Here is a 24170-nt window from a genome sequence, read left to right as displayed (position 1 = left end):
GCACAAGGCCGCTCCTACAGGTTTTGTAGGAGCGGCCTTGTGCCGCGAAAGGGGCGCGAAGCGGCCCCAACTTCTTATTCCCCGCGGATGTACTGCTCCAGTTGCAGGATCAGGTTGGCCTGTTCGGCAATGGTTTCCTTGACCAGGTCACCGATCGACAGTAGGCCGAGCAGCTCGCCGTTGCTGACCACCGGCAGGTGGCGCAGGTGGCGGTTGGTCATCAGGTTCATGCAGTACTCGAGGTTCTGCTTGGGCTCGACCGTGACCACCGGCGCGCTCATGATCTCGCGCACGGGGGTGGCGGCGGAAGAGCGGCCCTTGAGCACCAGCTTGCGTGCGTAGTCGCGCTCACTGACGATCCCCACCACCTGGTTGTCTTCCAGCACCGGCAGCGCGCCGATGTTCTTTTCCGCCAGCAGTTTCAGGGCGTCGAGCACCGAGTCGTCAGGGCCGATGGTGTAGACGGTCTGATGTTGTGACTTGGTCTTGAGCAGTTGTTCGACGTTCTTCATACGTGCCTCTGCAGAGTGGAAAAATCGCTGGGTCGATTTAACTAAAGCATCCGGTATGCCGACCTGCACGACAATGCAGGAAACGGCATCGACGCGATTGAAAAACGTCATGCAAGACACGGCACTGCCCCCCGCTCCCACCAGGCCTGCGCTGTCTTCGCAGACACCGCCGTACCTGTGGGAGCCGGCTTGCCGGCGATTGGCCGGACAAGCAATTCAAGTCAGTCGCTCCCACAGTCCACTTAGGCTTGGCCGCTACAGCTTAGGCATCTGCCCGATCCGCGCGACCATCTCGCTGACGATCTGCAAATCGAGCATGAACTGCTCCACGGTCTTGAACTCGTTATCGTTGTGCCCGGTGTACTTCACGTTGGGCATGGCCAAGCCGAATTGCACCCCGTTGGGCAGGTCATGCACTGACGTGGCGCCGGCGGAGGTGCCGAATTCGTGGGGCAAACCGAGATTCTGCGTCGCCACGTCGAGCAGGGCCTTGACCCACTCGCCTTCCGGGTTGCGGTACATCGGCTCGTCGAGGCTGTATTCGAAGGCCACCGAGGTATGGCTACCACGTGCCCAAGTGCCCAGCTTGTCGGCCAACTCGTCCTTGATCGTGGCGATCGGCTTGCCTTTCGGAATGCGCAGGTTGACTGCGAGCTTCAAAGCCTTCTGGTCAAGGCCGACGTAGGTCAGCGAGGCGGTCAGCGGGCCCATGAATGCATCCTCGAAGCCCACGCCCAGCTTCTTGCCCAGGTAGTCCAGGCCCCAGTTGTCGGCTGCGTAGCGGGCGGCGTCGGTGATGTGGTTGTGCTTGAGCGGTACTCGATCACCCAGGCCATTGAGGAAGTCGAGCATGCGCGCCACCGGGTTCACCCCCGACTCCGGCTCCGAGGAGTGGGCCGAGACGCCGGTGACGGTCAGGATCACCTCCTTGCCGGCCACCTTGGCATCGATGGTGAAGTCGCCACCGTTGCGCTTGACGTAGTCATCGCCCGCTTTCTTCAGGCCCTCGGCCAGTGCGGCCGGGTTGTCGCCGAGCAAGGTCGCCACCGAGGTGGAGGGGATCTGGTTGGTGGCCAACCCGCCTGTCAGCTGGGTGACTTCGGCGCCCTTGCCGGTGGCCGGGCGTCGACGGAAGCTGGCCATCACGGTGCCGTAGCCTTTTTCGGCGATCACCACCGGGTAGCCGCCGTCCAGGGCCAGGTTGTAGTTGGGCTTGGGGTTGCGGGCGAAATAATAGGGGATCGCCTCGCCGGTGGTTTCCTCGGTGGTGTCCACCAGTAGCTTGAACTGGCGGGCCAGCGGCAGCTTTTCATCCTTGGCCACTTTCAAGGCGTACAGCGCCACGACGATCCCGTTCTTGTCGTCCTCGGTGCCGCGGCCATACATGCGGTCGCCCACCAGGGTGACCTTGAACGGATCCAGGCGCGTGCCGTCCTCGAGCTTCCAGTTGTCCGGGTTCACCGGCACAACGTCGGCATGGGCATGGATACCGACGACTTCCTTGTCGTTGTCGCCCAGGGAGATTTCATAGACCCGGTTGTCGACGTTGCGGAAGGCCAGCCCGAAGCCCTCGGCCAGGGCCTTGATCTTGTCGGCAATCTTCAAAAACTCGGGGTTCTCGTGCTGTGGCACGCCCTCGACCTGGAACGTCGGGATGGCCACCAGTTCACGCAAGGTCTCGGTGGCGGCCTTACCGTACTTGATGCGGGTGTAGAGGCCCAGCAGGCGGTTGATTTCATTCTGCTGGTCGGCCGACAGCGGCTTGTTGGCCAGGTAGACCTTTACCGTGTCGGCCAGGTTGTCTGCCTTGGCCAGGTCGCTCTCTGCCAGTTTGCCCAGGAACTGGCGGAAGCCAGCCGGGTCGCTGCCATCGTAGGCCTTGAGAATGGCGGCAGATTGCTGTGGCGTGAGGTTGGCCTGGGCATGGCCGGCGAACAGCCCAAGGCTTGCGAGCAATAGCGTGGCGGTGGTGAGTTTTTTCAGGGTCATGGGTCAGCGCAGTCCTTCGCAGAGCATGGAAAAGGTACCCGTAGGAACGGGAAGGCACCCACGCTAACACCAATGACCCGCCTCAGGGGAGAGGCACAATGGCACTGACGCACAAACGAAAAAGCTGGGAAGTCTTCGAAGGGCTGCTCTAAATCCCTATCTGCCAGAACGGATCTTCTTGCCAATCACTCGGAAAGCCCATGGCATGTAATGGGACTTCCGGAAACTCGGCCAGTAAATCATGAAGACGACGATCCCAGCTGGTATGAGGGCTCACGTGGCGCATCAGTAAGTTGAGGATGCACAGAACGGTGAATACACGGGCATGCGGACCAGGATGTTGGAGGTGCTTGGGCCAGAGGAATGTGACGGATCTGGGCAACTCGGGACGGATTCCCAACTCACGATTCCACAAGCGTGCATGATGGGCACAAATATTCCGAATGGTGGTGAGGGTGTGCAGCCAGGATTGCAGGAGGGGGCCGGGCAACGCCAACCGGCGAGCAATAGCTTTACGGTCAGCATCCCTGGCCAAGCCTTTGAACAAGTGGGAAAGGTCACCTAGTGTGATTTCCTCCATCGCAGCCCAGGCAGGCATCAGCGTCGGCGTGTCATAGTTCAGGGAGTAGTGGCGTGCATAGCTTTCCCTGCCTCTCAGACCTTTGAGCTGCTGTTTGCGAAGCATGGGCATGCTGGATTTATCGATACGTTGGCATTCTCGTAGATAGTCGCGGCAAGCTTTTTCTTGCTTGTCACGTATCGCATCGAGAAGCTCTTGATGACGATAGCCATGTTGGAACAGCTCGCGCTCCAAATACCAATGCGCCCCATACGCAGGTCCCATATGGTTGCTGATTGCGGTGCGTGTCGCTACTTCAATCCGCTCGACCGCGTCGATAACCAGCAACCGTAAGCGACGATCGAAATCGTATAAGCGGGTAAGTGAGCTCAGCTTGATTCCTGGTTTAAAGCCGTGGTCCGGGTCAGCGGAAATCTGAAAGGGGCGCATGTAGGGCGTGAGGCGAAAGAAGCTGACTGCCTCCAGAAAACAAAGCGCTTTGGCTTCGTTTTGAATAACAAGCCCGCGCCTTATTAGCAATGCCAATTGCTCGGGAACACCGATAGCGGGCTTGAGAAAGCGCTTCATAGGAAATTGGCCAGGCAAAAAAAACCCGCTCAATTTGTGCATGGTTGCCGAAGCAGCCAGAGGCATGGCGGGTGTGTTGTGGTCAAGGTTATGGAGCTGTGCCCCGTTTTGCAAGGAGATTGACGCTGTGCTGATCGGTGGAGATGTAAACGCATCTTGCAAGGCTTCAGCACAAACGAAAAAGCCCCGGGAATTCTCCCAGGGCTTCAGGTATGGCGCACTCGGCGGGATTCGAACCCACGACCCCTGCCTTCGGAGGGCAGTACTCTATCCAGCTGAGCTACGAGTGCAACGGGGCGCAATGATACCCATCTCCTTAGGTGGCGTCCATCGCCTTGATCTGTAGCTCTTTTTGCCACAGGGCGGTGGCGCATGCCTTGGCAAGGCAACGCTCGGGGAAACGGGCTTGCCTCGTCATAAGGGCGCCATAACCTTATTCGATATCGGTATTTCCTGAACCGCTCTTATGCTCGCTATGCTCTGGTCACAACTTGTTATAACAAGTATCCCTATAGCGAAGAGAACCATGGCCGAATTGCTCCCCTTGTCCCCGGTACCGCTTTATACCCAGCTCAAGGAAGTGCTGCGCGAGCGCATCCTGGACGGCACCTACCCACCCCACAGCCGTATGCCGTCGGAAAGCGAGCTGGGCAAGGCGTTCGACGTCAGCCGTATCACCGTACGCCAGGCCTTGGGCGACCTGCAGAAGGAGGGGCTGATCTTCAAGATCCACGGTAAAGGCACCTTCGTGGCCAAGCCCAAGGCGTTCCAGAACGTGACCCACTTGCAGGGGTTGGCCGAATCCATGACCCAGATGGGCTACGAGGTGCTCAACCGACTGCGAAGCTTTCGCCATGTGCCGGCCAACGCGCTGGTGGCGGCGCGGCTGCAGGTGGAGGAGGGCAGCCTGGTCACCGAGATCCGCCGTGTGCGCTTGATCAACCGCGAGCCGGTGTCGCTGGAGCTGACCTGGTTGCCCCAGGCCGTGGGCGAGAAGCTGGAAAAGGCCGACCTGGCCACCTGCGACATCTTCCTGTTGCTGGAGAACGAGTGCGGCATCCCACTGGGCCATGCGGACCTGGCCATCGACGCGGTGCTCGCCGACCGCGACCTGACCCAGGCGCTGGAGGTCGAGGAGGGCTCGCCGATCATGCGCATCGAGCGCCTCACCCACGCCGCCGACGGCACGCCGCTGGACTTCGAACACCTGTACTACCGCGGCGATGCCTTCCAGTACCGCCTGCGTATCGACCGCCAGAAAGGAGCCAAGGCATGACCATCGACACCCGTGACTACGACATCATCGTCATCGGCGGCGGCACTGCCGGGCCCATGGCGGCGATCAAGGCCAAGGAACAGGACAAGACCCTGCGCGTGCTGCTGCTGGAAAAAGCCAACGTCAAGCGCAGCGGTGCCATCAGCATGGGCATGGATGGCCTGAACAATGCGATCGTCCCCGGCCATGCGACGCCGGAGCAGTACACCAAGGAAATCACCGTGGCCAACGACGGCATCGTCAACCAGGCCGCCGTGCATGCCTACGCCACCCACAGCTTCGAGACCCTCGAACAACTGGACCGCTGGGGTGTGAAGTTCGAGAAGGACGAAACCGGCGACTACGCGGTGAAGAAGGTGCATCACATGGGGGCCTACGTGCTACCCATGCCCGAGGGCCACGACATCAAGAAAGTGCTCTATCGTCAGCTCAAGCGTGCGCGGGTCGAGATCAGCAACCGCATGGTCTGCACCCGTGTGCTGCTGGACGCCGAAGGCGCTGCGGCCGGGGTGATGGGCTTCGACTGCCGCAGCGGCGAATTCCAGGTGATCCGCGCCAAGGCGGTGATCCTCGCCTGTGGCGCGGCCGGGCGCCTGGGCCTGCCGTCGTCGGGCTATCTGATGGGTACCTACGAGAACCCGACCAATGCTGGCGATGGCTATGCCATGGCCTATCACGCCGGGGCGGAGCTGGCGAACCTGGAATGCTTCCAGATCAACCCGCTGATCAAGGACTACAACGGCCCGGCCTGCGCCTATGTCACCGGCCCCCTGGGCGGCTACACGGCCAACGGCAAGGGAGAGCGCTTCATCGAGTGCGACTACTGGAGCGGGCAGATGATGTGGGAGTTCCACCAGGAGCTGGAGGGTGGCAACGGCCCGGTATTCCTCAAGCTCGACCACCTGGCCGAGGAAACCATCCAGGACATCGAGCAGATCCTGCACAGCAACGAACGCCCCAGCCGTGGCCAGTTCCATGCCGGGCGCGGTACCGACTATCGCCAGCACATGGTGGAGATGCACATCTCCGAGATCGGTTTCTGTTCCGGGCATTCGGCCTCGGGCGTCTGGGTCAACGAGAAGGCCGAGACCAGTGTGCAAGGCCTGTACGCCGCCGGTGACATGGCCGCGGTGCCGCACAACTACATGCTGGGTGCGTTCACCTATGGCTGGTTCGCCGGGGTCAACGCCGCCCGCTACGTGGCCGGGCGCGCGCTGGCCGACGTGGACGCGGCCCAGGTGGAGCGCGAGCGCGAGCGGGTGTTCGCCCCACTGCGGCGTGAGCACGGCCTGCCGCCGGCCCAGGTCGAGTACAAGCTGCGGCGCATGGTCAACGACTATCTGCAGCCGCCGAAGGTGACCAAGAAGATGGAGATCGGCCTGGCGCGTTTCGCCGAGATCGAGCGGGACCTTTCGCAGATGAAGGCCGGCAACCCCCACGAGCTGATGCGCGCCATGGAAGTGAGCGTGATCCGTGATTGCGCCGAGATGGCGGCGCGGGCCTCGCTGTTTCGCGAGGAGAGCCGCTGGGGGCTGTATCACCACCGGGTCGACTTCCCCGAGCGCAACGATGGCGAGTGGTTCTGCCATTGCCATCTGAAGAAGGGTGAGGACGGGCGGATGACCAGTTTCAAGAAGCCGGTCGAGCCGTACCTGATTGCCCTGGATGCCCAGGAGCAGAGCGCATACGACCGGCTGCGGGTGAAGGCCGACGCTGCGTGAACGGGGCCGCTGTGCGGCCCAATCGCGGGGCAAGCCCCCCACAGGCCGGTCGCCGTTTGGATGACTCCACCGTACCTGTGGGTGCGGGCTTGTCCCGCGATCGGGCCGGCAGTCTTTCGAAAACAAGCATGTGAACCACAGGCTTCAAGGAGCCCTGAAATGGCTTACCAACCCCAAGAAATCTTCTTTCGCAGCAATGCCCCGGTCACCATCGACGAAGACAAGTGCATCGCCGAAAAAGGCTGCACCGTCTGCGTCGAGGTCTGCCCGATGGACCTTCTGGCCATCAACCCGGCTACCCAGAAGGCCTACATGGCCTTCGACGAATGCTGGTACTGCATGCCGTGCGAAAAGGATTGCCCGACCGGCGCAGTGAAGGTGGACATTCCCTACCTGCTGCGCTGACCCTGAGCCTTGAGCGAAAGAGCCGCCCATGACTGATCGAACCGACAACCCCGAGATCCTCGAACTGCTACCCCGCCTGGCCGATGCCGACGCAGGCGTGCGGCGCATCGCCCTGATCGAACTGGCCGACCTGGAAGACGCGGACGGCCTGCCCTGGCTGACCGACGCCTTGTTGGTGGACAGCGACCCCGAGGTGCGCGCCGAGGCCGCGCGTTTGCTGGAAGCCTGGGAAACACCCGAGGTGGTTCAAGCGCTGTGCGCGGCTTTGGCCGACGTTGCCGAGCCGGTGCGCCAGGCCGCGGCCCAGAGCCTGAGCGAACTCAAGTCCGTGGAGACCGGCCTGCTCATCCTGCCTTGGGTCACCCATGCCGACGGCTTCGTGCGCGCCAGCGCGCTACGGGCGCTGCGCGAGTTGCGCCTGGAAGAGGCGGCGTGCCCGGCCTTGAAAGCGCTCGATGACCCGGAGGCTGCCGTACGCCGTGAGGCCGTGGGCATCCTCGGCTGGCTGAAACACGCGCCCGCCTTGCCGGCCCTGGCCCGGCTGGCCGCTGAGGAGGCGGACATCGAGGTGCGCCGCGCCGCGATCGGTGCACTGGGGCTGGCCCGCGATGCCAGTGTGCTACCGGCGCTGGTCACGGCATTGCGCGACGAGGCCTGGCAGGTACGCGAGGAGGCGGCCACCACGCTGGGCAAGGTCGGCCTGGGCGAGGCGGGTCCGGCCTTGGTCGAGGCGCTGAAGGACGCTTACTGGCAGGTGCGCCTGCGCGCAGCCCGGGCCTTGGGGCGACTGCGCCACGGCGAAGCGCTGGAGCCCTTGGCCGATTTGCTAGACCACGGCATCGCGAACCTGCGCAAGGAGGTCGCCCTGGCCCTGGGCGAGCTGGGCCAGGCCCGGGCGTTGCCTGTGCTGCAGGCCGCCGAAGCCGATGGTGACCCGGAAGTGCGCAAGGCCGTGCGCATTGCCCTGGCCCAGTTGCAAGGCGCGGTGTGATGGACGCGCCGAGCGCCGTGCGCAACCTGCGTGGGCAAGGCGAGCTGACGTTTCAGTGGGGCGAAACCTTGCAGGTGGTCAGCCATGCGCGGCTGCGCGGCGCCTGCCCTTGTTCGCAATGCCGGGCGGCGGCGTTGCGGGGTGGGATCGCCCTGGTACGCGAGGATGTGCGCGTAGTGCGTGTCGCGTTGCAGGGGTATGGGGTGCAGCTGGTCTTCAGCGACGGGCATGACCGGGGCATCTACCCTTGGGCCTATTTGCATAGCCTGGGGTGAAGCTGCGCAGGCCGTCGGTCCCAAAGCCGTTCTTCCTTCAAGACACTGGGCTAACCTTTACTGGCCTCATCGCCGGCAAGCCGGCTCCCACAGGGTTCAGTGGCGCCAGGAGCGGCCACCGGTGTTCAACCGTTCGTTCTTTTTTTCGAACAGCCTATTGTCCAACACCCCAGCAGCCGCTTAGCATTCCGTTTGAGATTTCAAACGCTCGATGCCCAGGCGTTGAACACCCCTGGTGCAAGAATTCCTGATGGCGCCCCTGGGGCGCCTTTCAACAATCAATAATTAGCCCCGTCCGTGCACGGTGCTTTCAAGGGAATCCGACATGCAGCTCAAAGACGCTCAGTTGTTCCGCCAGCAAGCCTTCATCAACGGTGAATGGCTGGACGCGGACAACGGTCAGACCATCAAGGTGACCAACCCGGCCACTGGTGAAGTCATCGGTTCCGTGCCGAAGATGGGCGCCGCCGAAACCCGCCGCGCCATCGAGGCCGCCGACAAGGCGCTGCCGGCCTGGCGTGCGCTGACCGCCAAGGAGCGTGCCGGCAAGCTGCGTCGCTGGTTCGAGCTGATGATCGAGCACCAGGACGACCTGGCCCGCCTGATGACCACCGAGCAGGGCAAGCCGCTTGCCGAAGCCAAGGGCGAGATCGCCTACGCCGCCTCGTTCATCGAGTGGTTCGCCGAAGAAGCCAAGCGTGTCTACGGCGATGTCATCCCGGGCCACCAGCCGGACAAGCGCCTGATCGTCATCAAGCAGCCAATCGGTGTTACCGCGGCCATCACCCCGTGGAACTTCCCGGCCGCGATGATCACCCGTAAAGCCGGCCCGGCCCTGGCTGCCGGCTGCACCATGGTCCTCAAGCCTGCCTCCCAGACCCCGTACTCCGCCCTGGCCCTGGTCGAGCTGGCCAACCGTGCCGGCATCCCGGCTGGCGTGCTGAGCGTGGTCACCGGCAGCGCTGGCGAAGTCGGCGGCGAGCTGACTGGCAACTCCCTGGTTCGCAAGCTGTCCTTCACCGGCTCGACCGAAATCGGTCGCCAGCTGATGGAAGAATGCGCCAAGGACATCAAGAAGGTTTCCCTGGAGCTGGGCGGCAACGCCCCGTTCATCGTGTTCGACGACGCCGACCTGGACAAGGCGGTCGAGGGCGCGATCATCTCCAAGTACCGCAACAACGGCCAGACCTGCGTCTGCGCCAACCGTATCTATGTGCAGGACGGCGTCTACGACGCGTTCGCCGAGAAGCTCAAGGCTGCCGTGGCCAAGCTCAAGATCGGTAACGGCCTGGAAGAAGGCACCACCACTGGCCCGCTGATCGATGGCAAGGCTGTGGCCAAGGTCCAGGAGCACATCGAAGACGCAGTTTCCAAGGGCGCCAAGGTGCTGTCCGGCGGCAAGCTGATCGAAGGCAACTTCTTCGAGCCGACCATCCTGGTCGATGTACCGAAGAGCGCTGCCGTGGCCAAGGAAGAAACCTTCGGCCCGCTGGCCCCGCTGTTCCGCTTCAAGGACGAGGCCGAAGTCATCGCCATGTCCAACGACACTGAGTTCGGCCTGGCTTCGTACTTCTACGCCCGTGACATGAGCCGTGTGTTCCGTGTCGCCGAGGCCCTGGAGTACGGCATGGTTGGCATCAACACCGGCCTGATCTCCAACGAAGTGGCGCCGTTCGGTGGCATCAAGGCCTCGGGCCTGGGCCGCGAAGGTTCCAAGTACGGTATCGAGGACTACCTCGAGATCAAGTACCTGTGCATCAGCGTCTGATCACGTATTGATTTTCCCTCTGCCAGCGGGGCGCGAGAGCGACGTCTCGCTGGCCTTTTTGACACCGCAGTACCTGGTGGCCAGGGCATTCACGACAGTCGATCAACGAATACTGTGCGTGGGTGCACCGAACCACCCCCGAATAACAGCGCCATCTTGAGTCGGCGCGAATGAGGGCATTATGAGCAAGACCAACGAATCCTTGATGCAACGCCGTGTCAACGCTGTCCCACGTGGCGTTGGCCAGATCCACCCGATCTTCGTCGACACCGCGAAGAACTCGACCGTGATCGACGTTGAAGGCCGCGAACTGATCGACTTCGCCGGCGGCATCGCAGTACTGAACACCGGCCACCTGCACCCGAAAGTGGTCGCGGCTGTGCAAGAGCAGCTGACCAAGGTCAGCCACACCTGCTTCCAGGTGCTGGCCTACGAGCCCTACGTCGAGCTGTGCGAGAAGATCAACTCGATGGTCCCAGGCGACTTCGCCAAGAAGACCCTGCTGGTCTCCACCGGTTCCGAAGCCGTTGAGAACGCCGTGAAGATCGCCCGTGCCGCCACCGGCCGCGCCGGCGTGATCGCCTTCACCGGCGGCTACCACGGCCGTACCATGATGACCCTGGGCCTGACCGGTAAAGTCGTGCCGTATTCCGCTGGCATGGGCCTGATGCCGGGCGGCATCTTCCGCGCTCTGTTCCCGAGCGAGCTGCACGGCATCAGCGTCGACGACGCCATCGCCTCGGTCGAGCGCATCTTCAAGAACGACGCCGAGCCGCGCGACATCGCCGCGATCATCCTCGAGCCGGTACAAGGCGAAGGCGGCTTCCTGCCGGCGCCGAAAGAGCTGATGCAGCGCCTGCGCGCCCTGTGCGACCAGCACGGCATCCTGCTGATCGCCGACGAAGTCCAGACCGGCGCTGGCCGTACCGGGACCTTCTTCGCCATGGAACAGATGGGCGTCGCGCCTGACCTGACCACCTTCGCCAAGTCCATCGCTGGCGGCTTCCCGCTGGCCGGTGTGTGCGGCAAGGCCGAGTACATGGACGCCATCGCCCCGGGCGGCCTGGGCGGCACCTACGCCGGTTCCCCGATCGCCTGCGCCGCGGCCCTGGCCGTCATCAAGGTGTTCGAGGAAGAGAAGCTGCTCGACCGCAGCAAGGCCGTGGGTGAGCGTCTGACCACCGGCCTGCGCAAGATCCAGGAAAAGCACCCGATCATTGGTGATGTCCGTGGCCTGGGCTCGATGATCGCCGTGGAAGTCTTCGAGAAAGGCACCCACACCCCGAACGCTGCCGCCGTCGCCCAGGTTGTGGCCAAGGCGCGTGACAAGGGCCTGATCCTGCTGTCTTGCGGCACCTACGGCAACGTCCTGCGTATCCTGGTTCCGCTGACTGCGGAAGATGCGCTGCTGGACAAGGGCCTGGCGATCATCGAAGAGTGCTTCGCCGAGCTGGCCTGAATGTGACCAGCGTCAGAAAAAAACCCGCTTCGGCGGGTTTTTTTATGCCCAACGCCAGAGCGGAGCGCTATCGTTGTGCCATGGATGTGCTTGGATGCTGCGATAGATCGCATTATAGAGGATTGCCAGGAGTCGCCGATGAGCGCTGCAAACCCCACCCCGCCTTGTGTCCTGATTGCCGAAGGCGACCCCTGGGTGCGCGACATGCTCCGCGAGATGCTGCTCAGCGTGCGTTGCGATGCACGCTTGCAAGTCTGTGCCAACGGCCCCGAGGCCCTGGCCGCGCTGGCGAGCAAGCCTGACCTGATCATCGCTGCCCGTGAGCTGGCCGGCGTCGATGGCCTCGACCTATTGCGCAACGTGCGCGCCAAGGGGCACAAACCCGCGCTGCCGTTCATCCTCATGAGCGAGCGCAACGACAGCGCCAGCGTGCACGAAGTGCTGCCGTTGCACCCCACGGCCTACCTGAGCAAACCCCTGGACCTGGACAACCTGCGCCAACGTCTGGAGAAACTGCTGGAGGTCGGCGAAAAGATCGCCTGCCCGGTGGCGCCATTACCGCCGGGGATCACGTTGCCGGCCTACCTGGAACAACGCAGGGCCAGTGCCGATGGTGGCCCGTTGTTCGCCGATGTGCAGGTGGCGATCAAGCGTGCGCTCGATCCTCAGGGGCTGGACCTCAAGCTGCTCGAACAGGAGCTGCGCAACGACCCGCAGATCACCGCCGTGCTGATTGCCGCCGCCAACAGCGCCGCCCTGCACAGCGAAGTGCCGGTGCAGACGCTGCTGCAGGCGCTGGGCAAGCTGGGCAGTACCCAGAGCATGAACCTGATCCTGGGCTTGACCCTCAAGCGCAGCGCACGCCTGAGCGACCCGCTGCTGGCCGACTCTGCGGCCCGTTACTGGGACCTCTCGCTGCACACCGCCGAATATGCGCGCAGCCTGGCGCGCCTGCTGGAGCTGGAAGAGGAGCGGTGCTACTGCGCGGGGCTGCTGCATTGCCTGGGCGACCTGGCCGTGCTGCGCTGCCTGCAGGAGTGGCGCCTGGCCGGTGGCGAGCTGGATGAAGACCAGGTGCAACGAGCGCTCGACGAATACGGCGCCGCCTTCGGTTCGGCGCTGCGCACGCGCTGGCGCTTGCCGTTGGGGCTGCGCGAGCTGATCGCGGCGATCTACCAGCTGGGCGGCGGGGTGTATTCGCGGGAGATCCTGGCCATGAACCTGGCCGGGCAGTTGTCGCGGTTGCCGGCCGGGCAGGGGCTGGAGAAAGTGGCCGGCAACAAGACAGCCCGGTTGCTCAAGCTGGGGGTGGCGGAGTTGAGCCGGCTGCGCAAGGTCGAAGGCTGAATCTCAGGGGTATACCAGTACCGCTCCAACCGCGGAATTTGCAGGCCCTTGTGGGAGCGGCGGGACGGCGACGCGACTTGTCATTAGGCCGGCACTGGCCTACACCCGAACGATTTGGTTCTTGCCCTGGCGCTTGGCCTGGTACATGGCCGCATCGGCGCGGGCGAACAGGGTGTCGATGCTGTCGTCTCCATCGGTCAGCCCGGTCACGCCCTGGCTGACCGTAACGCCATAGGTTTCCGCCCCATGGCTGAAACGCTGGCGCTGGATTTCCCGTTGCAAGCGACCGGCGATCTGTTCGGCGATTTCGGCACTGCAACCAGGAAACACGGCGGCGAACTCCTCGCCACCGATGCGTCCGAACAAATCCCCCCGGCGTAGCACGGCGCGGCCGCTGTCGGCGATGCGCTGCAGCACCTGGTCGCCTTCCTGGTGGCCATAGCTGTCATTGATACGCTTGAAATCGTCGATATCCAACAGCAGGAAGGCCAAGGGCGTGCCTTCCTCGCGGGCGGTTTCCAACGCCTGGCAGGCGCACTCGAAGAAGTGCCGGCGGTTGCTGCTCTGGGTCAGCACATCGGTGGTGGCCAGGCGTTGCAGCTCGCCTTCGAGCTGCTTCTTTTCGGTGATGTCCTCGGCGATGCCGACGATGATCACCCGCTGGTCCGTCTCGCGCTGCTGGTTGACGTAGCACTTGTCGCTCAGCCAGCGTATCTCGCCGGCTGCATTGATGATGCGGTACTCACGGTTTTCCACCGCGCCATGGAGCAGCACCTGCGCCAGGCTGTGCTCGGCGTATTCGAGGTCGTCAGGGTAGATGCTGTCGCGCCACTCGTTGTAGTCGGCCAGTACCAGGCTGGCGGGTCGGCCGAAGATGCGCTCGTAGGCGGGGCTGACGTAGAGCACCTGGTGGGTTTCCCAGTCGAAGGCCCAGAGCACGGCGTTGACGCTGTCGAGCAGCGAGCTGTAGAGCTGCTCGCGTTCGCTGAGGCGGGCGACTTCACCCTGGGCATGGAGCAGGGCGAGCAAGGTCTGGGCGGCTTCCGGCGGCGCAGTGCCGGGCAAGGTCGGTGTGAGGTCTTTGGCCATGAGCACGGAGCGGTTCTCGGCATTGAAGCGTGCGGCCACGATCCGGCCCGCCACGCGGGCGATATGCCGGGTTTGAGTCGGGAACAGGCGGCGAAGTTCCGGCCGGCACGCCCTTGGGCAGGGCGTGCCGATCAACGGCGATCAGGCCCCGGTAGGGCGCAGGGAGTAGGTCTTGAGCTGGCCGGCGAAGTCGCGCAGGGCCTGGATGCCGCTCGCCTCGGCTTCGTGCACCCAGTCTTTCATGGCGGCCAGCATGTCGTGGCCGTTGGCGCTGGTACGGGCCCAGATCTGTTGCAGGGCCAGGCGTTTCTCGTAGATGGTCTTGAGTGCCTGGCTGTGGGCGAGCATGGATTCGATGCGTACGTGATGACGGTCTTGCAGCAGGCTGGTTTCACGCGACAGCAGGCGTTTGGCATGGCGCAGACGATGGCGCACCGACGTGTCGACCCGCGCCAGCTCCTGCTTGACCAGGGGCGCGATGACCAGCTTGCGGTACTGGGCCATGATCTGGAAACGGTTGTTGAGGATCGCCATGGCGGTGTCCATGTCCAGGTGCGCCTTGCCTGCGACCCGGTGGGCGATGGGCGCCACGCGCTGCACCTTGGCCAGGCGCAGCAGGCACAGCAGGCGAATCCACATCCAGCCCATGTCGAACTCCCAGCGCTTGACCGAGAGCTTGGCCGAGTTGGGGTAGGTGTGGTGGTTGTTGTGCAGCTCCTCGCCACCGATCACGATGCCCCAGGGCACCAGGTTGGTGGCGGCGTCGCGGCATTCGAAGTTGCGGTAGCCCAGCGCGTGCCCCAGGCCGTTGACCACGCCGGCGGCCCAGAACGGAATCCACATCATCTGGATCGCCCAGATGGTGATGCCGATGGTGCCGAACAGCAGCAGGTCGATGACCGCCATCAGCGCGATACCACCGAGCTTGTAGCGCGAGTAAAGGTTGCGCTCGATCCAGTCGTCCGGGCAGTTCTTGCCGTAGATGCGCAGGGTCTCGGGGTTGCGTGCCTCCTCGCGGTACAGCTCGGCGCCCTTGCGCAGCACGGTGCCCAGGCCCTTGTGCACGGGGCTGTGCGGGTCGTCGGGGGTTTCGCACTTGGCGTGGTGCTTGCGGTGCACGGCCGTCCACTCACGGGTGTTCTGCGCCGTGGTCAGCCACAGCCAGAAGCGGAAGAAGTGCTTGAGCCCGGCGTTGAGCTCCAGGGCACGGTGGGCGGAATAGCGATGCAGGTAGATCGTGACGCTGATGATCGTCACATGGGTCATCAGTAGGGTGACGCCGACCAGTTGCCAGGCCGACAAGTCGAGTAGACCGTAGTACCACATAGGTATAGAAACCCTCGAAAAAACAGGGAAACAGCGCTGGCATTATCCCTGGGTGGCGAAATAAAACCAGTCGACCTTTCCGCTAGCAAGTCACGGCATGTTTCATGCCTTTATAATGCCCCATTATTTTTCATGGGCTTACCCACCCGACATGTCTGTTTCCGTTCGCGACGCCTTGCGCATGGCTGCGTTGTACCTGGTGTTCTCGATGCTCTGGCTGGTGGCGTCCGAGTACGTGTTGCAGGGCTCGTTCCTGGACCCGCAGCAGTTGGCGGCCTGGCGCAAGGCCAGCGTGTTCATGTGGGTGTTGGTCAGCGCCGCTTTGATCTTCATCTCGCGGGCCCGCTTGCTCACGTTCATCGGCATCGGTGCACGCCTGCGCAGCGAGGACCGCGAACGCCTGCGCATGGCCGCGGCGGTGTTCGACAGCACCCTCGAAGGCGTGCTGGTGACTGACAGCAGTGGCCTGATCGTGCACGTCAACCGTGCCTTCATGCGCATCACCGGCTACAGCCGGGACGAAGTCATCGGCCAGCGCCCGAGCAAGTTCAAGTCGGGCCGCCATGGCCCCGATTTCTACCAACAGATCTATGCCGCGCTGGCGGAAAAGGGCGAGTGGAGCGGGGAGATCTGGAACCGGCGCAAGAGCGGTGAAATCTACCCGCAATGGCAGACCATCTGTGCGATCCGCGACGACAGCGGAGCCCTGAGCCACTACGTGGCGGTGTTCAGCGACATCAGCGCGATCAAGCATTCTGAACAGGAACTGGCCTACCTGGCGCACCACGACCCGCTGACCGGCCTGCCCAACCGCCTGCTGTTCAGCGACCGTGCCGCGCAAGCGCTGGCCAGCGCCCAGGCCCAGAAACGTGGCTGTGCGTTGCTGCTGCTCGACCTCGACCATTTCCAGAGCATCAACGAAGGCCTTGGCCATACCGTGGGCGATCAGTTGCTCAAGCTGGTGGGCGAGCGCTTGCGCGAAGCCGTGGGCAGCGGCGTGACCCTGGCGCGGCTGGGCGGTGACGAGTTCGGCGTGCTGGTCGAGGGCTGCGAGCAGGTGGCCCACGCGGCGACCCTGGCGCAGACCCTGTTGGAGCGCATGCGCGAGCCGTTCATCTTCGACGACCAACACCTGTTCATTGGCATCAGCATCGGCATCAGCCTGTTCCCCAGCGATGCCCAAAGCGCCGCGCAACTGCTGCGTAACGCCGACGCGGCGCTGGGCAAGGCCAAGCACAACGGCCGCGCCTGCTATGCGTTGTACACCGAGGAACTGACTGCCCATGCCCAGCATCGGGTCGAGACTGCCGGCGAGCTGCGCAGGGCCCTGGAGCATCAGGAGCTGCGGGTGTTCTACCAGCCGGTGCACGACCTGTTCAGCGGTCAGATGGTTGGCGTCGAGGCGCTGGTGCGCTGGGAGCACCCCACCCGTGGATTAGTGTCGCCGGGAGAGTTCATTCCCATCGCCGAACGTACCGGCCTGATCGCCGAGATCGATACCTGGGTGCTGCACCAGTCGTGCAAGCAAATGGCGCAGTGGCAGCGTGAAGGACGTCTGTTGCGTTTCGTCGCGGTGAACATATCCGCCCGGCTGTTTGGCCAGCGCGAGCTGTACCGGCAGGTGGCGCAGGTGCTGCATGACACAGGCCTGGACCCTGCGCTGCTGGAGCTGGAAGTGACCGAGAGTGCGGTGATGGAGGACCCGGAGGTGGCCCTGGAGCAGCTGCACCGGTTGCGCGAGCTGGGGCTGAACTTGGCCATCGATGACTTCGGTACCGGCTACTCGTCGCTGTTGCGGCTCAAGCGCCTACCGGTGCAGAAGCTCAAGATCGACCAGGGCTTCGTCGCCGGGCTGCCCGACGACGAGGACGATATCGCCATCGTCCGGGTGATCATCGCCCTGGCCCGAAGCATGGGCATGCAGGTGCATGCCGAAGGGATCGAGCAGGCCGAACAGGCACGGTTCCTGTTGGAACAGCAGTGCGATGTGGGGCAGGGGTACTGGTTCGGGCGGCCGGTGCCGGCGGGGGTGTTGTGGGAGCGGGCTTGTCCTGCGATCAAGGGCGAAGCCCTTGCCAGGCGACGGTGATATTGGGCCAGGCCTAATCGCGGGACAAGCCCGCTCCCACACTGGCTGCAAAAAACCTACCGCTTGTTCAACCCCTTGGCCAGCCGGTCCCCGCCCAGCTGGATCACCGCCACCAACGCCACCAGCATGGCGATCACGGTCAGCATGATCTGGCTGTCGAACCGCTGGTATCCATACCGGTAGGCGATGTCGCCCAGCCCGCCAGCACCGATCGCGCCGGCCATGGCCGAGGAGTTGATCAGCGTCACCAGGGTGATGGTGAAGCCACCGACGATACCCGGCAGCGCCTCAGGCAGCAGCACATGCCAGACGATGTGCCAGCGCCGGCAGCCCATGGCTTGGGCGGCCTCCACCAAACCGTGGTCGACCTCGCGCAGGCTCACCTCGGCGATACGGGCGAAGAACGGCGTGGCGGCGATGGTCAGTGGTACAACCGCGGCCCAGACACCGTAGGTGGTGCCGACCACCAGGCGGGTGAAGGGGATCAGCGCGACCATCAGGATCAGGAACGGAATCGAGCGGAACAGGTTGACGATGGCGCCCAGGGTGCGGTTCAGCAAGGGGGCCTCGAAGATGCCGCCCTTGTCGCTGGTCACCAGGAAGACCGCCATCGGGACACCCACCAGCAGCGCCACCAGCGATGACACCCCCACCATCAGGAGCGTGTCGAGCAAGCCTTCGAGCAGGCGATCAAACCACATAGCCCAGTACCTCCGCGTCCTCGGCCCAATTGCGGGCACGTTCGAGCAAGTGCGATACCTCATGGGGCGAGCCCTGCACCGACAGGATCAACTGCCCCAGGGCATGGGCGCCGATGGTCTCTATGCCGCCTTGAAGCAGGCGCACCCGCCCGCCCAGGTCGCTGAACAGGTCCGACAGTGCCGGCTCGCCCAGCAGGCTCAGGCGCAGCACCACGGCAGCTCCTTTCCCAGGCTCTGCACGCAGGCTGGCCTGTAGTGCGGCCGGCAGCCTGGCTTGCAAGGGTGCCAGCAGGGTCCGGGTCACTGCGTGCCGAGGTGTGCCGAACACCCGCCAGACCTCGCCCTGCTCGACGACCTCGCCGCGCTCGAGCACCACGACTCGGTGGCAGATATCGCGGATCACGGCCATTTCATGGGTGATCAGCACCACGGTCAGGCCCAGGCGCTGGTTGATATCGCGCAGCAGCTCGAGGATCGAGGCGGTGGTTTCCGGGTCCAGGGCCGAGGTGGCTTCGTCGCACAGCAGGATCTCGGGGTCGTGCACCAGCGCGCGGGCGATGCCGACACGCTGCTTCTGCCCGCCGGACAGCTGCGCTGGGTATACGGAGTGCTTGTGCGCCAGGCCCACCAATTCCAGCAACTCGCGCACCTTGCGGTGGCGCTCGGCCTGGGGCACACCGGCCACCTTCAGCGGCAGCTCGATGTTCTGCCACACCGTCTTGGCCGACATCAGGTTGAAATGCTGGAAGATCATGCCGATACGTCGGCGCAGGGCTACCAGGCGCTGTTCATCGAACGCGGCGATGTCCACCTGGTCGATCAGCACCCGACCCTGGCTCGGCCGTTCCAGGCGGTTGATGGTGCGCAGCAAGGACGATTTGCCGGCACCGCTGCGGCCGATGATGCCGAAGATTTCGCCGCGGCGGATGTTCAGGTCGATGCCGTGCAGTGCGGGCTGCTCCTGGCCGGGGTAGGTCTTGCCCAGGCCGATGAAGCGCACATGGGCTTCGTTGACCTCCGGGCGCAGGGTGTGCTGGCGGGCCAGGGCCGGCGGTAGGTTCGAAAGGGGTGCCCCGAGGGCGTTGGCGCTGCTCATCTCAACCCTCCCAGCCGGCCTGGTAGAGGCTGCCGTGGGCCTTGTCCAGGGCCGCACGCACGGCGGGCGAATGCTGGTAGATATCGACGAACTTCGCCAGGCGCGGGTCATCCTTGCTCTGCGGGCGAATGACGAACTGGATCACGTACTCCTTGTTCTCCAGGCCGTCGAACAGCAGCGCCGAGGTGGCGTCGAAGCTGTTGGCCAAGCGGATATATGCCGGGTAGCCCTGGACCAGGTCGGCGTCGTCATAGGCACGCACCAGCTGCACCGCCTCCACTTGGAGGATCTTCAGTTTCTTCGGGTTGGCGACGATGTCGTCCTCGGTGGCCTTGTAGCCCACACCCGGCTTGAGCGTGATCAACCCGGCCTTGGCCAGCAGCTGCAGCCCGCGCCCGCTGTTGATCGGGTCGTTGGCGATGGCCACGCTGGCGCCCTCGGGCAGTTCGCTGAAGTGCTTGTACTGCTTCGAGTACAACCCGACATTGTTGATGATGCCCGGGGCGTAGGGCACCAGGTCGAAGCCGGCGGCGGCCTTGGCGTTCTCCAGGAAGGGAATGTGCTGGAAGTAGTTCACGTCGATATCGCCGCTCTGCAGGCTGACATTGGGCGCGATCCAGTCGCTGAACTCGATCAGCTTCACCTCCAGACCTTGCTTGTGCGCCTCCTCCACGGCCGTTTCCAGCGGGATGGCGAAAGCGGCGGTGGTGCCGATCTTCAGGGGTTCGGCGGCCAGAGCGCCGGCGGCGATACCTACGGACAGGACGACGGCCGCGACGGGCCGGAACAGTTTCTCAAGCATGGTGCAGGGCTCCAGTCGGGGCGTTGGTGGGGGTGCGGTAGCTGGCGCCAGGGTGGCCGGCGGGCAGGTAGGGGTGGTTTGCCTGGAACAGCTTCTGGCGCAGGGTGCCTGGTGCGTAGGCGGTCTTGTAGCGGCCACGGCGTTGCAGCTCGGGTACCACCAGGTCTATGAAATCCTCGTAGCTTTCCGGGGTGACGGTGCGGGTCAGGTTGAAGCCGTCCAGGCCGGTCTGGTCGATCCACTCGATCAATTGCTCAGCGACCTGCTCAGGTGCGCCGACCAGGGTCACGTAGCGCCCGCCCAGGGCGTGTTGCTGCAGCAGACGGCGACGGGTCCAGGCGCTGTCCTGCAACTGGCGGGTGGCGGACTGGATGGCGTTGCCCTTGGCGAAGCCGATCGGCTCGTCGAGCCCATAGGCGGCAAAATCGATGCCGGTGGAGCTGGCGAAATGCGCCACACCCGCTTCGGCGCTGGCATGGCGCAGGTACTCGGCATGCTTGGCGCGGGCCTGTGCCTCGGTAGGTGCGACGATCACCGTGATGCCCAGGAAGACCTTGATCGCCTGAGGGTCGCGGCCGGCGGCCCGGGCCGCGGCGCGCACCTTGTCGACCTGAGCGCGGGTGGCTTCCTGGCTCTGGCCGCCGATGAACACGCATTCGGCGTGGTGGCCGGCGAAGGCCAGGCCACGGGGCGAGCTGCCGGCCTGGAACAGCACTGGGGTACGCTGGGGCGAGGGTTCGCACAGGTGGTAGCCCTCGACCTTGTAGAACTCGCCGTGGTGACGGATTTTGTGCACCTTGTCGGGCTGGGCATAGACCCGGCGCTCGCGGTCGACGACGACCGCGTCGTCATCCCAGCTACCTTCGAGCAGCTTGTACAGCACCTGCAGGTATTCGTCGGCCTGGTCATAGCGCCGATCGTGCTCGGGTTGTCGCTCCAGGCCCATGGCCCGGGCGGCGCTGTCCAGGTAACCGGTGACGATGTTCCAGCCGACCCGGCCGCCGCTCAGGTGATCGAGCGTGGAGAGGCGCCGGGCGAACAGGTAGGGCGCCTCGTAGGTGAGGTTGGCGGTGAGGCCGAAGCCCAGGTGCTCGGTGGTGGCAGCCATGGCCGAGACCAGCAGCAACGGGTCGTTGACCGGTAGTTGGATGGATTCTTTCAAGGGCACGTCAACGGACTGCCCGTAGACGTCGTAGGTGCCGACGATGTCGGCGATGAACAGGCCGTCGAACAGCCCGCGTTCGAGCAGGCGTGCAAGGTCGGTCCAGTAGGCCAAGGTCTTGTATTGGGTCGAGGTGTCCCGTGGGTGGGTCCACAGGCCGTGGTTGATATGCCCGACGCAGTTCATGTTGAAGGCATTGAGCAGGATCTGCCTGGCCATCAGATGGTCCCCCGGCGTGGCGGGTTTTCCCCGTTGAGGTAGTAGTTGCCGATGGCGTGGTACTTCCAGCGCACCGGGTCGTGCAGGGTATGTACCCGGGCGTTGCGCCAGTGGCGGTCGAGGTTGTGCTCGGCCAGCGTGGCCTGGCTGCCGGCCAGCTCGAAGAGCGTGCTGGCGGCGGCGAGGGAAATCTCCGTGCTGATCGCCCGGGCCTCGGCCACGGCGATGGAGGCGGCGGCGACGTTGTCGGCGTTGCTGTCGTCGCGGGCCCGGTCGAGGTATTCGCCGGCGCGCTCCAGCAGCGCCTCGGCCGCGTGCAGACGGATGGCGAGGTGGCCGAAGCTCTTGAGCGTCAACGGGTCGTCGCTGGCCTTGTCGAGGCCGGAATCGACCCACGGGCGGCTGCGCGTGCGCACGAAGTGCAGGGCGTCGTCGAGCGCGGCGCGGGCGATGCCGGTGTCGATGGCGGCATGGAGGATCTGCGCCAGGGGGCCGACCGGGGTGGGGCGCTCGAAGGCGCTCTGGAAGGGCACGACGTCTTCGCTGCGCACGGGCACGTTGTCGAACACCACCGAGCCACTGCCGGTGGTGCGCTGGCCGAACCCGCTCCAGTCATCGATCACCTTGAGGCCGGGGCTGTCGGCGGGCACGAATACCAAGTGTTGCACGCCGTCGGCATCCACCACCGAGGTGGGGATGCGCTGGGCGTACAGCGCGCCGGTCGCATAGAACTTGCGGCCATCGATGCGCAGGCCGTCGCCCTCGCGGGTCAGGCGGGTGGTGCGGTCGTGGGCGGTGCGGGTGCCCAGTTCGGCCAGGGCATTGCCGAAGCGCCGGCCAGCCAGTACCTCGGCGTAGAGGCGCTGTTGCTGTTGTGGGGTGCCGTTCACCCGAAGCACTTCCAGGGCATAGAAGTGGTTCTGCGGGATCTGCCCCAGGGCGGCATCAGCCTGGGCGATGCGGGCCACGACCTTGGCCAGGGTGACGTTGGATACGCCTGCACCGCCGAAGGCCTTGGGAACGCTGATGGCCCACAGGCCGGATCGGGTGAACAGGTCGAGTTCGGCGTGGGGCAGGCGACGTTCGCGGTCGCGCAGGGCGCTGTCGCGGCGAAGGTGCTGGGCGAGGTCCTCGGCGACGGCCAGGGCCTGGGCGTCAGAGGTGATGAGCGCCGGTTTGGGCGTGGTCAGTGCGTTCATGTGTTTCTCCAGTGGGAGCGCCGGGGCCGCTTCGCGGCCCTTTCGCGGGCAAGCCCGGTCTTACAGGAGAGCGCGTACCCCTGTAGGAGCGGCCTTGTGCCGCGAAAGGGCTGAGCAGCAGCCCCCAGGCTCTCCAATCAAATCCAGGAATGCCGCGCAGGGCGTGTGCCGTTGAGGTGCCAGGCGCCGACGGCGTGGTATTTCCAGCGCACCGGGTCATGCAGGGTGTGCACGCGGGCGTTGCGCCAGTGCCGGTCGAGGTTGAACTCGGCGAGCGTGGCGCGGCTGCCGGTCAGTTCGAAGAGCTTCTCGCTCGCCTGCAAGGCAATCTCGGTGGTCAGCACCTTGGCCTCGGCCACGGCGATCGAGGCGCGTGCAGCGGCTTCGTCGTCGATCGGGCCTGCATTGGTCTCGTCGAGCACGCGGGCCGCCTTGCGCAGCAGGGCCTGGGCCGCATGCAGTTCGAGCTTCAGGCGACCGATGTCGGCGATCACGTAGGGGTCGTCGCTGGCGCGCTCGACCTTGGCCTCGATCCAAGGGCGGGATTTTTCCCGCACGAAGCCGATCGCATCCTCGATGGCCGCTTCGGCGATGCCGGCGTCGATGGCCGCCTGGATCAGTTGCGAGGCGGCGCCCTGGGTGCTGGGCACCTCGCGCAGGCGCCAGCTGTCGATCACCAGGTCGGCTTCGACCGGCACCTGGTCGAGCAGTACGGTGCCGCTGGCCGTGGTGCGCTGGCCGAAGCCGGACCAGTCGTCGACGATCCGCAAGCCCGGGCTGCCCCGGCGCACGAACGCCAGGCGCTGACGGCCTTCGTCGTCCAGGGCCTTGACCGCCACCCAATGGGCGAACAGAGCGCCGGTGGAGTAGAACTTCTCACCGCTGATGCGATAGCGATCGCCGTCACGGGTAATCCGCGCCTTGAGCGTCAAGGTGTCCTTGGTGCCGCGTTCCGGCCCGGCGTTGCCGATGCGCCAGCCATCGAGCACGGAGCGAAAGAGCGCCGCCTGCTGGGCCTCGGTGGCGGTCAGGCGCAGCAGTTGGATGATGCCGAAATGGTTCTGCGGGATCTGCCCCAGGGCCGGGTCGGCGGCGCTGATCAGGCGGAACACTTCGGCGATGGTTTCGAAGGAGACTTCGGGGCCGCCATGGGCCTTGGGGATGCTGATGCTGCCCAGGCCGCTGCGGGTGAACTGTTCGATTTCCGTCCATGGCAGCTTGCGCTGCTGGTCACGGCGCGCGGCCTGCTGGCGGGCGGTATTTGCCAATTCGCGGGCCGCTTGCAGGGCCTGGGCGTCGTTTTGCAGCACCGTGGCCGGCAGCAACAGGGGCGAGCTGTCGAGATCGCTGGTGGACCTGACCATTCCTTACCTCACAAAGTTGAAAACGTCGCCGATAGCGACAGACATTTGCTGGTCCGGTGGTCCGGTCTATATACCGTATGCGCTTATAAAAACTTTATGAACTAACTTTTTGGACTATGTATAGAAGGTAGGGTCTTGGTTGGCCAAGCATTGCGTAATCGCCGGGCAACCGGCGGCGGCAGGGGTTGGGGGCGGCCGGGTGGGGGGCGGGGTGGCGGGGGGTGGTTGCGGGT

The 24170-nt window shown here is 64.5% G+C and carries 20 protein-coding genes and 1 tRNA gene; 9 read left to right on the top strand and 12 right to left on the bottom strand.

Features of this window, described 5'->3' with window-relative positions; genetic code table 11:
* Window positions 1-74: 74 nt before the first annotated feature.
* The 4 genes from IRZ56_RS21660 to IRZ56_RS21645 all read right to left on the bottom strand — a co-directional run bounded on the left by IRZ56_RS21660 (window position 75) and on the right by IRZ56_RS21645 (window position 3938).
* Entirely contained in the window at window positions 75-512 is a 438-nt protein-coding gene (locus tag IRZ56_RS21660; protein ID WP_196146817.1) for a CBS domain-containing protein, read from the bottom strand.
* A 255-nt stretch (window positions 513-767) separates the two neighbouring features.
* Window positions 768-2501: a dipeptidase gene (locus tag IRZ56_RS21655; RefSeq protein ID WP_196146816.1), complete on the bottom strand. Its 1734-nt coding sequence runs from the start codon at window positions 2499-2501 to the stop codon at window positions 768-770.
* A 148-nt stretch (window positions 2502-2649) separates the two neighbouring features.
* The gene (locus IRZ56_RS21650) at window positions 2650-3648 is read right to left on the bottom strand and encodes an Abi family protein (RefSeq protein WP_196146819.1); all 999 of its coding nucleotides are present in this window, start codon (window positions 3646-3648) and stop codon (window positions 2650-2652) included.
* A gap of 213 nt (window positions 3649-3861) precedes the next feature.
* Window positions 3862-3938, bottom strand: a tRNA-Arg gene (locus tag IRZ56_RS21645).
* A 236-nt stretch (window positions 3939-4174) separates the two neighbouring features.
* Here IRZ56_RS21645 and IRZ56_RS21640 point away from each other — a divergent pair.
* The 8 genes from IRZ56_RS21640 to IRZ56_RS21605 all read left to right on the top strand — a co-directional run bounded on the left by IRZ56_RS21640 (window position 4175) and on the right by IRZ56_RS21605 (window position 12890).
* On the top strand, window positions 4175-4924 hold the full coding sequence (locus IRZ56_RS21640; RefSeq protein WP_196146815.1) for a GntR family transcriptional regulator: 750 nt from the start codon (window positions 4175-4177) through the stop codon (window positions 4922-4924).
* Window positions 4921-6645 (top strand): fumarate reductase/succinate dehydrogenase flavoprotein subunit, encoded by a 1725-nt coding sequence (locus IRZ56_RS21635; RefSeq protein ID WP_196146814.1) that lies wholly within the window; start codon window positions 4921-4923, stop codon window positions 6643-6645. The genes IRZ56_RS21640 and IRZ56_RS21635 overlap by 4 nt, the downstream gene beginning before the upstream one ends.
* Before the next feature lie 159 nt (window positions 6646-6804).
* The gene (locus IRZ56_RS21630) at window positions 6805-7050 is read left to right on the top strand and encodes a 4Fe-4S dicluster domain-containing protein (RefSeq protein ID WP_043208219.1); all 246 of its coding nucleotides are present in this window, start codon (window positions 6805-6807) and stop codon (window positions 7048-7050) included.
* 28 nt (window positions 7051-7078) lie between these two features.
* Entirely contained in the window at window positions 7079-8041 is a 963-nt protein-coding gene (locus IRZ56_RS21625) for a HEAT repeat domain-containing protein (protein ID WP_196146813.1), read from the top strand.
* Window positions 8041-8316, top strand: a complete 276-nt coding sequence (locus tag IRZ56_RS21620; RefSeq protein WP_196146812.1) for a gamma-butyrobetaine hydroxylase-like domain-containing protein — start codon at window positions 8041-8043, stop codon at window positions 8314-8316. Before IRZ56_RS21625 ends, IRZ56_RS21620 begins: the two co-directional genes overlap by 1 nt.
* Window positions 8317-8641: 325 nt before the next feature.
* Window positions 8642-10084, top strand: a complete 1443-nt coding sequence (gabD, locus tag IRZ56_RS21615) for an NADP-dependent succinate-semialdehyde dehydrogenase (protein WP_196146811.1) — start codon at window positions 8642-8644, stop codon at window positions 10082-10084.
* Between the two features lie 181 nt (window positions 10085-10265).
* Window positions 10266-11543, top strand: a complete 1278-nt coding sequence (gene gabT / locus IRZ56_RS21610; protein WP_196146810.1) for a 4-aminobutyrate--2-oxoglutarate transaminase — start codon at window positions 10266-10268, stop codon at window positions 11541-11543.
* 138 nt (window positions 11544-11681) lie between these two features.
* Window positions 11682-12890, top strand: a complete 1209-nt coding sequence (locus tag IRZ56_RS21605; protein WP_196146809.1) for an HDOD domain-containing protein — start codon at window positions 11682-11684, stop codon at window positions 12888-12890.
* 99 nt (window positions 12891-12989) lie between these two features.
* Here the strand turns inward: IRZ56_RS21605 and IRZ56_RS21600 are convergent, their stop codons facing one another.
* Complete coding sequence (locus IRZ56_RS21600; RefSeq protein WP_328312028.1) at window positions 12990-14021, bottom strand: sensor domain-containing diguanylate cyclase; 1032 nt, start codon at window positions 14019-14021, stop codon at window positions 12990-12992.
* Window positions 14022-14120: 99 nt separating this feature from the next.
* Entirely contained in the window at window positions 14121-15305 is a 1185-nt protein-coding gene (gene desA, locus IRZ56_RS21595; RefSeq protein WP_196146808.1) for a delta-9 fatty acid desaturase DesA, read from the bottom strand.
* A gap of 151 nt (window positions 15306-15456) precedes the next feature.
* Between desA and dibA the strand changes: the two genes are divergently transcribed.
* The gene (dibA, locus tag IRZ56_RS21590) at window positions 15457-17394 is read left to right on the top strand and encodes a phosphodiesterase DibA (protein WP_196146807.1); all 1938 of its coding nucleotides are present in this window, start codon (window positions 15457-15459) and stop codon (window positions 17392-17394) included.
* Window positions 17395-17450: 56 nt separating this feature from the next.
* On the opposite strand, the gene IRZ56_RS21585 is transcribed toward dibA, so the two are convergent.
* The 6 genes from IRZ56_RS21585 to IRZ56_RS21560 all read right to left on the bottom strand — a co-directional run bounded on the left by IRZ56_RS21585 (window position 17451) and on the right by IRZ56_RS21560 (window position 23937).
* On the bottom strand, window positions 17451-18095 hold the full coding sequence (locus IRZ56_RS21585) for a methionine ABC transporter permease (RefSeq protein WP_196146806.1): 645 nt from the start codon (window positions 18093-18095) through the stop codon (window positions 17451-17453).
* On the bottom strand, window positions 18085-19191 hold the full coding sequence (locus IRZ56_RS21580) for a methionine ABC transporter ATP-binding protein (RefSeq protein WP_196146805.1): 1107 nt from the start codon (window positions 19189-19191) through the stop codon (window positions 18085-18087). Before IRZ56_RS21580 ends, IRZ56_RS21585 begins: the two co-directional genes overlap by 11 nt.
* Window position 19192: 1 nt before the next feature.
* Window positions 19193-19993: a MetQ/NlpA family ABC transporter substrate-binding protein gene (locus tag IRZ56_RS21575; RefSeq protein WP_196146804.1), complete on the bottom strand. Its 801-nt coding sequence runs from the start codon at window positions 19991-19993 to the stop codon at window positions 19193-19195.
* Window positions 19986-21374: an LLM class flavin-dependent oxidoreductase gene (locus tag IRZ56_RS21570; RefSeq protein ID WP_196146803.1), complete on the bottom strand. Its 1389-nt coding sequence runs from the start codon at window positions 21372-21374 to the stop codon at window positions 19986-19988. Before IRZ56_RS21570 ends, IRZ56_RS21575 begins: the two co-directional genes overlap by 8 nt.
* A complete protein-coding gene (locus IRZ56_RS21565; RefSeq protein WP_196146802.1) occupies window positions 21374-22573 on the bottom strand; it encodes an SfnB family sulfur acquisition oxidoreductase in 1200 nt (399 codons plus the stop codon). The genes IRZ56_RS21570 and IRZ56_RS21565 overlap by 1 nt, the downstream gene beginning before the upstream one ends.
* Before the next feature lie 137 nt (window positions 22574-22710).
* The gene (locus IRZ56_RS21560) at window positions 22711-23937 is read right to left on the bottom strand and encodes an SfnB family sulfur acquisition oxidoreductase (RefSeq protein WP_196146801.1); all 1227 of its coding nucleotides are present in this window, start codon (window positions 23935-23937) and stop codon (window positions 22711-22713) included.
* Window positions 23938-24170: the final 233 nt, after the last annotated feature.

Origin of the sequence: Pseudomonas guariconensis (assembly GCF_015680235.1) — a bacterium.
Taxonomy (GTDB): domain Bacteria; phylum Pseudomonadota; class Gammaproteobacteria; order Pseudomonadales; family Pseudomonadaceae; genus Aquipseudomonas; species Aquipseudomonas guariconensis_A.
The sequence above is the reverse complement of the archived record's forward strand: the minus strand, read 5'-3'. Positions and strand labels throughout refer to the sequence as shown.

What these genes read in the sequence shown, in the direction of transcription:
- IRZ56_RS21660 (WP_196146817.1), bottom strand. Translation starts at nt 512, where the DNA reads ATGAAGAACGTCGAACAACTGCTCAAGACCAAGTCACAACATCAGACC.
- IRZ56_RS21655 (WP_196146816.1), bottom strand. Translation starts at nt 2,501, where the DNA reads ATGACCCTGAAAAAACTCACCACCGCCACGCTATTGCTCGCAAGCCTT.
- IRZ56_RS21650 (WP_196146819.1), bottom strand. Translation starts at nt 3,648, where the DNA reads ATGAAGCGCTTTCTCAAGCCCGCTATCGGTGTTCCCGAGCAATTGGCA.
- IRZ56_RS21640 (WP_196146815.1), top strand. Translation starts at nt 4,175, where the DNA reads ATGGCCGAATTGCTCCCCTTGTCCCCGGTACCGCTTTATACCCAGCTC.
- IRZ56_RS21635 (WP_196146814.1), top strand. Translation starts at nt 4,921, where the DNA reads ATGACCATCGACACCCGTGACTACGACATCATCGTCATCGGCGGCGGC.
- IRZ56_RS21630 (WP_043208219.1), top strand. Translation starts at nt 6,805, where the DNA reads ATGGCTTACCAACCCCAAGAAATCTTCTTTCGCAGCAATGCCCCGGTC.
- IRZ56_RS21625 (WP_196146813.1), top strand. Translation starts at nt 7,079, where the DNA reads ATGACTGATCGAACCGACAACCCCGAGATCCTCGAACTGCTACCCCGC.
- IRZ56_RS21620 (WP_196146812.1), top strand. Translation starts at nt 8,041, where the DNA reads ATGGACGCGCCGAGCGCCGTGCGCAACCTGCGTGGGCAAGGCGAGCTG.
- gabD (WP_196146811.1), top strand. Translation starts at nt 8,642, where the DNA reads ATGCAGCTCAAAGACGCTCAGTTGTTCCGCCAGCAAGCCTTCATCAAC.
- gabT (WP_196146810.1), top strand. Translation starts at nt 10,266, where the DNA reads ATGAGCAAGACCAACGAATCCTTGATGCAACGCCGTGTCAACGCTGTC.
- IRZ56_RS21605 (WP_196146809.1), top strand. Translation starts at nt 11,682, where the DNA reads ATGAGCGCTGCAAACCCCACCCCGCCTTGTGTCCTGATTGCCGAAGGC.
- desA (WP_196146808.1), bottom strand. Translation starts at nt 15,305, where the DNA reads ATGTGGTACTACGGTCTACTCGACTTGTCGGCCTGGCAACTGGTCGGC.
- dibA (WP_196146807.1), top strand. Translation starts at nt 15,457, where the DNA reads ATGTCTGTTTCCGTTCGCGACGCCTTGCGCATGGCTGCGTTGTACCTG.
- IRZ56_RS21585 (WP_196146806.1), bottom strand. Translation starts at nt 18,095, where the DNA reads ATGTGGTTTGATCGCCTGCTCGAAGGCTTGCTCGACACGCTCCTGATG.
- IRZ56_RS21580 (WP_196146805.1), bottom strand. Translation starts at nt 19,191, where the DNA reads ATGAGCAGCGCCAACGCCCTCGGGGCACCCCTTTCGAACCTACCGCCG.
- IRZ56_RS21575 (WP_196146804.1), bottom strand. Translation starts at nt 19,993, where the DNA reads ATGCTTGAGAAACTGTTCCGGCCCGTCGCGGCCGTCGTCCTGTCCGTA.
- IRZ56_RS21570 (WP_196146803.1), bottom strand. Translation starts at nt 21,374, where the DNA reads ATGGCCAGGCAGATCCTGCTCAATGCCTTCAACATGAACTGCGTCGGG.
- IRZ56_RS21565 (WP_196146802.1), bottom strand. Translation starts at nt 22,573, where the DNA reads ATGAACGCACTGACCACGCCCAAACCGGCGCTCATCACCTCTGACGCC.
- IRZ56_RS21560 (WP_196146801.1), bottom strand. Translation starts at nt 23,937, where the DNA reads ATGGTCAGGTCCACCAGCGATCTCGACAGCTCGCCCCTGTTGCTGCCG.